This window comes from Microcystis sp. LSC13-02 (genome assembly GCA_002282935.1).
Classification (GTDB): domain Bacteria; phylum Cyanobacteriota; class Cyanobacteriia; order Cyanobacteriales; family Microcystaceae; genus Microcystis.
The window spans coordinates 1-6,842 of the sequence record MTBT01000259.1; the positions used below are offsets into that span (position 1 = coordinate 1).

At 42.5% G+C, this 6,842-nt stretch carries 6 protein-coding genes and 1 pseudogene; 4 read left to right on the forward strand and 3 right to left on the reverse strand.

Annotated features, from left to right (window positions below):
• From BGL89_RS21515 to BGL89_RS16535, 3 genes and pseudogenes are all read left to right on the forward strand, one after another.
• Positions 1–117, forward strand: a pseudogene (locus BGL89_RS21515) (RRXRR domain-containing protein); the annotation flags it as partial.
• Positions 118–176: 59 nt separating this feature from the next.
• On the forward strand, positions 177–959 hold the full coding sequence (locus tag BGL89_RS16530) for a pentapeptide repeat-containing protein (protein ID WP_286826633.1): 783 nt from the start codon (positions 177–179) through the stop codon (positions 957–959).
• Between the two features lie 45 nt (positions 960–1,004).
• Positions 1,005–1,457 carry a DUF8637 domain-containing protein gene (locus BGL89_RS16535; protein WP_286826639.1) on the forward strand — a complete coding sequence of 151 codons (453 nt, stop codon included), beginning with the start codon at positions 1,005–1,007 and terminating at the stop codon, positions 1,455–1,457.
• Between the two features lie 17 nt (positions 1,458–1,474).
• On the opposite strand, the gene BGL89_RS16540 is transcribed toward BGL89_RS16535, so the two are convergent.
• Both BGL89_RS16540 and gatB read right to left on the reverse strand, forming a co-directional pair.
• Positions 1,475–2,140 (reverse strand): ParA family protein, encoded by a 666-nt coding sequence (locus BGL89_RS16540; RefSeq protein ID WP_286826634.1) that lies wholly within the window; start codon positions 2,138–2,140, stop codon positions 1,475–1,477.
• A gap of 318 nt (positions 2,141–2,458) precedes the next feature.
• A complete protein-coding gene (gene gatB / locus BGL89_RS16545) occupies positions 2,459–3,931 on the reverse strand; it encodes an Asp-tRNA(Asn)/Glu-tRNA(Gln) amidotransferase subunit GatB (protein WP_286826636.1) in 1,473 nt (490 codons plus the stop codon).
• A 476-nt stretch (positions 3,932–4,407) separates the two neighbouring features.
• Here gatB and BGL89_RS16550 point away from each other — a divergent pair, with 476 nt between their 5' ends.
• Complete coding sequence (locus tag BGL89_RS16550) at positions 4,408–5,937, forward strand: pyruvate kinase (RefSeq protein ID WP_286826637.1); 1,530 nt, start codon at positions 4,408–4,410, stop codon at positions 5,935–5,937.
• Positions 5,938–6,031: 94 nt separating this feature from the next.
• Here BGL89_RS16550 and BGL89_RS16555 read toward each other — a convergent pair whose 3' ends face one another.
• Positions 6,032–6,655, reverse strand: a complete 624-nt coding sequence (locus BGL89_RS16555; RefSeq protein ID WP_286826638.1) for a class I SAM-dependent methyltransferase — start codon at positions 6,653–6,655, stop codon at positions 6,032–6,034.
• Positions 6,656–6,842: the final 187 nt, after the last annotated feature.

Genomic DNA, 6,842 nt, shown 5'->3' on the forward strand with positions numbered 1-6,842 from the left:
GGAGATACCGAAAAACAGCTATCTGTAAGCGATACCAGTTGGACACGATTGGGACAGATAGCTGTTAGCAAGATTCAGTTAATTCGTCGTTATAACGGTTTAATTGTTTCTCACTAATTCATATAAAGCCGCCCTCCGCTATCGCTAAAGGGCGGGGTTTCAGACCCAGTTTTTCGATGAAAGAATTGGAGCGATACTATAAAGTTTTAGGGTTAGATCATGGGGCATCTCTCGACGAGATCAATCAGGCCTACAAGGATTTGGTGTTTATTTGGCATCCCGATCGCATTCCCAAAGATAATCAGCGTCTTTTGGAAAAAGCCACCGCTAAACTGCAAGAAATTAACCACGCTAGGGAGCAATTGCGGCAAATCCATCAAAATTCTTCTAAAAGCTCCAATTACGCCCCTAAACCTGAAAAAAAGCCCGCCCACGCTTATAAAACTGCTTCCCCCTATCAGCCTCACCCTAGCCAACCCGGCCAAAATTCACAAACCCACAGTCACAAAACCCCTAGTCAAGAAACCCATAGTCAACACAGCCACTCCCAGAATAACCATCAGGTTCACAATCATGCCGCCTGGCGCCCTCACTATCGGGACTTAAACGGAGCCGATTTACAGGGGGCCAACCTGAAGGAAAAAGATCTCTCTAATCGCAGTCTCATCGGGGCAGATTTAAGCCATGCCGACTTAAGCGATAGCTTCCTGCACAAAATTAACCTAGAAAAAGCTAATCTGTACAAAGCTAATCTTTTTCGCGCCAATCTCCTCGAAGCTAACCTTAAAGGCGCAAATTTACAGGAAGCCAATCTCATCGGGGCCGATTTAAGCGGGGCGGATCTGTCGGCGGCGGATTTACGCGGGGCAAAAATTGGCTTTGGTAAGCGTATTATGGTGAAATTAACTGGGGCAATTTTAACAGGCACAATTCTCCCCGATGGTTCGATTCATCAATAGACCTCTTGCTAATTTTGATCTCCCTTTAATATGAACTATCACCGGATGGGCATTTATTACACAATCGCTGCTGTTTTTCTAAGGATACAATTAGCTGCAGGAGAAAATTTATCGGCAGCGAATCCAGATTTTCTACGACTACAAAAAGCTCTAGAAAAACACAATTTCATCGTCAAAATTGCCCCGCCACCAGTGCGAGGAGCCTACGGTTTATTTGATAGTAAAACTAGAATTATTTGGATTCATCCCCTAGTTTTTGACTTAGGTATTGCCCGACCAACATTGATTCATGAAGCTGTCCATGCCACTCAACTTTGTCATGGAGGCAAAACAGTTAAAGCTCTTAATTTAGGGATAGAACCACCAGCAATAACCAGAAGATTTTTTATGAATTATGAAGGTTTTAGCCGGCAAATTGAAGCCGAAGCCTATACTGTTCAAGTTCAGCCCGATGGTCTAGATTTAGTGATTTCTTTACTGCAAAAATATTGTGCTTAGAAAACCTGTCCATAAATCTACCAATCCCGTTCTAATTCTTCGGCCACACGACGATAATCGGCGCTGGCTTCTTGGGCATTTTTACCGCGCCAATTGGTAATAGCTACCCCGTCTAAAACGGCTTTTTCGTGGGCCTTATAATTTCTGACAAAAGCATGACAGGCAGGAATACCTAATTCTAATAAAGTATTTTGTGCTTCCAAAGTTTCCTTAAGACTACGGGAATCCACTTTCGTTAACAAAACCCGATAGGAAATTCCTAGGGGTTTAACTGCCGTGCGTACCGTGTCAATTAAAGCCATTAAATCCATCGGTGCGGGAGGAGTCGGTAAAATTAAATAATCTGATTCTGCTATTACTGCGGTAAGTAATTGGGAGCGCAAAGCTGGTGGTGTGTCAATCACGATCAGATCGTACTCGATAATTTGACGCAATTCTCCTAATTTCTCTGTATTAATTTGCTTGGCTAAATCAAATACCATATCCCCTTGATTTCTTTCTACCCACCAAGTGGAGGAACCCTGGGGATCCGCATCCACCAGCAAAACACGCTGATTTTGCCCCCAAATTGCCGCTAAATTGACCGCAGTGGTGGTTTTACCCACACCACCTTTACCGTTGACAACAGCCAGAATTTTGGGGCTATTAGGCTTTAATTGCGAGGTTGTTGAGGAATTGGACATTTTCAGTTATCAGTTATCAGTTATCAGTTATCAGTTATCAGTTATCAGTTATCAGTTATCAGTTATCAGTTATCAGTTATCAGTTATCATATCAGTTATCAGTTATCAGTTATCAGTTATCAGTTATCAGTTATCAGTTATCAGTTATCAGTTATCAGTTATCAGATTTGAGTTTTAAGTTAACAGTGTTAATCAGTTCCCAGTTATCAGTTATCAGATTTGAGTTTTAAGTTCACTGATTACTGTTTACTTTTTACTGATCACTGAAAAAAGCTCCCCACTGTTTACTGATCACTGATTACTGATCACTGAATATAACTAACCAGAAAGTTTTTGATCTAAGATTTGGCTAGTTAATTTAGGATCGGCTTTACCGCCGCTTTTTTTCATGACTTGACCGACAAAAAATCCCTTAAGATTGGTTTTACCCGCCCGGAATTTTTCTAACTCGCTTGGATGGGAGGCGATAATTTCCTCGATCAGTTTTTCGATCGCAGAAGTGTCAGAAATTTGTATTAATCCTTTCTTTTCCACCAGTGCTTTTGGTGAACCGCCTTGGCTGAGAAGTTCGGGTAAAATTTCCTTAGCAATTTTGCCACTAATTGTTCCCGCTTCAATCAGTTTAACTAATTCAGCTAAGTCTGACGCTTGCAGGGCAATTTCCGTGATCATCAGCTTATTATTATTCAAATAAGCGGCGATATCTTGACTGAGCCAGTTAGCGACTAATTTCGTATTTGCCCCGGCAATTACAGTAGTTTCAAAATATTCGGCCACGGTGCGATCATCGGTTAAAACCCGGGCATCGTAGGGGGAAAGACCAAATTCTTCTTCATAACGACGACGTTTATGAGCGGGTAATTCCGGTAATTCTTCCGCCCAAGCTTTTAACTGTTCGGGAGAGACTTCTAGGGGGGGTAAATCCGGTTCGGGAAAATAGCGATAATCGCTAGAACCTTCTTTTTTCCGCATACTAATCGTCCGTTGAGTAGCTTCTTCCCAAAGACGGGTTTCCTGTAGGATCAATTCGCCATTTTCGAGCGCTGCAATTTGTCGATCGATCTCGTATTCTATGGCTTTTTGGATAGCACTAAAGGAGTTCATATTTTTAATTTCTACCTTAGTCCCGAACTTTTTAGCGCCTTTTTTCCGCACAGAAATATTGACATCGCAGCGCAGGGAACCTTCCTGCATATTACCGTCACTGATGCCGAGATAACGCACTAAACGCCGTAATTCTTGGGCATATTCCGCCGCTTCGGCCCCGGTGCGTAAATCCGGTTCCGAGACAATTTCTAATAATGGTACACCTGTACGATTAAAATCCACCAGGGAATGGGTGGAACCAGAGAGACGTTCGCTGCCGGCATGAACCAGTTTTCCCGCGTCTTCTTCCATGTGCAGACGAGTAATACCGATAATTTTGCGGCTAACTTCCTTAGTTTTTTTATCGACGATCTCGATTTCTAGTTGACCCTGTTCGACAATAGGGAGATCATACTGGGAAATTTGATAATTTTTCGGCAGGTCGGGATAAAAATACTGTTTGCGATCAAATTTGCTATGGAGTGTGATTTTACCATCGATAGCTAATCCCAGTTTAACGGCACTGGCCAGGACTTCTTGGTTAAGGACGGGTAATACCCCCGGATAACCCAAACAGATGGGACAGACGTTAGTATTGGGGGGACTATCGAAGTTGGTGGGACAGGGACAAAATATCTTGCTTTTGGTGTTCAGTTGACAGTGGGTTTCTAAACCGATAATTGCTTCGTATTCAGTAGCAGACATATTTTCTCGCTCTCGCCGACACAGGAATGATCTGTTTACTCATTATAGTCGCGATTCTGGAGCATTCCCTCCCTTAATAAAACTTAATACTGTAGTTACTAATAACTTTATGCACCTTTAATATAGCTTAAAAAAGATAATTTATTCAGCCAATGTACGCCATTATTTTAAATTTTATCAAAGGCATAAGACAGGGAAGCTTATCGATAATTTTTCCCCGATAAACCTAGCTTTTTTAGTATCGACCACCGACCACCGAAAACCAAAACTTCCCACCTCACCGTTAAGATAACCGCCATAAATCGTAGCAAAAATTAACTTCTAGAGACAGGATATTTGCTTAGTATAGAAACAGAGAGATTATACCTAAGAACTGACCCCATAACCAGCCAAAAGCAATATAAGCGGCGAAAGTGAGCATTTTCTAGGCAAATATTGCCTTAATAATTGACGATTTTTACTTTGTACTCAATTTTATGTCTTTAACTCTCTCAGAACAACTCAAGCGAGAACAATTATCCTATCCCCAAACTCTCCTCCATCATCTGCAAAGGTTACGGCATTTTGTGACAGTGGAAGGAGAGGAGAAATTGCAGCAGTGGAAAAACCTCATTGAAAAGGAGAATTTTCAACCTAGCACCCGTAATTTAGCCTATTATCTCGCCCTGAGACAAGAAGATATCCGGGATTTACAATTAGCTTTAATGCCCTGGGGATTATCTTCCCTAGGCCGGATTGAATCGAAAGTTTTACCGACTCTCGATGCAGTAATTGCCACTTTAGGGGCGGTTTGTCATCAAGAAGCCTCATTATTACCCAAACATCCCCCTTTAGAGGCATTTTTCCAAGGAGATCAACTTTTAGCCTCCCATAGCGCCGAAGTTTTCGGTCTGCCTTCCCCCCAGCGTCGGGTGCGAATTATGGTGACAATGCCGACGGAGGCGGCAACCGACCCCGATTTTATCGCTCAATTACTGCGTTGCGGAATGGACTGTATTCGCATTAATTGCGCCCATGATAGCCCCAAAGAATGGCAGGGAATGATCGAAAATCTGCGCGAGGCGGTCAAAAATCCCGAAAATTTAGTCAATGGACATACCTGTAAGGTTTATATGGACTTAGCTGGCCCAAAAATCCGTTTAGAACAGATTTTAGCCCCCCAGTCCCAAACCAGACTATATCAAGGGGATTTTCTCCTCTTAACCACCCAACCGCCCCATACTGCTCATCCTCAGTATTTTCAGGCTAATTGTTCCCAACCGGAGATTATTCCCCAAATTCCCGTCGGGGCGAAAGTTTGGATTGATGATGGTCATATTGGGGCTGAAGTTATTGCCATAATGCCAGAAGGTCTTTTACTAAAAATTACCCACGCCAGGGAGAAAGGAGAAAAACTCAAAGCAGATAAAGGCCTAAATTTCCCCGATACCGTCTTAAATATCGATCCTTTGACCGCAAAAGACCGGCAAGATTTAGATTTTATTGCCCAAAATGCCGATATTATCGGTTACTCTTTTGTGCAGAAAGCCAGCGATATCGAGACACTACAGCTAGAGTTACAAAGTCGTTTGGGTGATGCTTGGCGACAAAAAGCAATTGTGGCCAAAATAGAAACACCTTTAGCCGTGAAAAATCTTCCCGAATTAATCATCCATGCCGCCGGTAAACAACCTTTTGGGGTGATGATTGCTCGGGGCGATTTAGCCGTAGAAATTGGCTATCAAAGACTCGCAGAAATTCAAGAGGAAATTCTCTGGTTATGCGAAGCAGCCCATATTCCAGTAATTTGGGCCACCCAAGTCCTAGAAAATCTGGTTAAGAAAAGTATTCCTTCCCGGGCCGAGATTACCGATGCCGCTATGGCCGAAAGGGCTGAATGTGTCATGCTGAATAAGGGGGAATATATCCGGGAAGCGGTGACAATTCTCGATGATGTTTTACAAAGAATGCAGACCCACCAAGCTAAAAAAACGCCCCAATTACGCGCCCTCCATTCTTGGGTTTAAGCAGTTTCAGTTATCAGTCGGAACTGTGGGCTGATGGGAAGTGAGGGAGTGAGCAGTTAATCGTACTATACAAAAGCGGATTTGGGAGTAGCGGTTAAGCAAAGCTATTCTTGATTTGAGCAAGAATAGTCTCGGGATCACGGATAAGTAGATGAGTGTCTTTAAACTTCTCAAAATCCCAATAGCTAAGACGACTAATTTTCTCCAAAGAATCCCAAGTCGGGATAAAATCCTTTCGGGTTTCCAACCAGAGTACAGTTTGTCCGTGACCGGGAAAAGTCGCATAACTGAATTGAGGGAAAAAATCATGGATAGCGAAAATGACCTTATAGACATCCCCCATCCAGCTTGGATCCTTAATCTTAAGCCATTTTCTTAATCTGCGAAAGAGCCGTAAATTAGGAAGAGAGGCCAACCAACTAATCGGATAGGTATCATCAATAAGCCAGATAGTGCGGGAATGAGAGTATCGTAAAGAATTACAAAAGTCTCTAAACGTTTGCTCGAAAGTATGTAATCCATCTAAGTATATCAGATCGAATTCACCGTGTTGGGGAGCGAGAGTGGAGAAAAAAGAATCACTCGTTATCTCATAAAAAATTGAGTTCTCATTGGCATATTTTTTATGAACATTGTCCTTAAAACAGGGATCTACAGCTATTTTTTTGGGAACCTTAACCCGAATAAAAGTCCCCCCAGAGCTAACTCCAATTTCCAAATATTTAGGGTTTGCTGAATAAAGCTAAAAACCTTACAGGAAAAGGCTTTTAGCTAGATTGAGATTCGCTCAGGTGCCCCTGAATCTGCTAAAATCACTCAAAACCCTTGCATCTTCTCTCCTTAGTACTAATGTATCGTAAGATTGAGCAACTGCCAACCTCACCAGAAAACTTCGAGTTTCCCTC

Bases quoted from the DNA above. Each gene is read 5' to 3' on its own strand.
- gatB (WP_286826636.1), bottom strand. From the start codon at position 3,931: ATGTCTGCTACTGAATACGAAGCAATTATCGGTTTAGAAACCCACTGT.
- BGL89_RS16530 (WP_286826633.1), top strand. From the start codon at position 177: ATGAAAGAATTGGAGCGATACTATAAAGTTTTAGGGTTAGATCATGGG.
- BGL89_RS16540 (WP_286826634.1), bottom strand. From the start codon at position 2,140: ATGTCCAATTCCTCAACAACCTCGCAATTAAAGCCTAATAGCCCCAAA.
- BGL89_RS16535 (WP_286826639.1), top strand. From the start codon at position 1,005: ATGGGCATTTATTACACAATCGCTGCTGTTTTTCTAAGGATACAATTA.
- BGL89_RS16550 (WP_286826637.1), top strand. From the start codon at position 4,408: ATGTCTTTAACTCTCTCAGAACAACTCAAGCGAGAACAATTATCCTAT.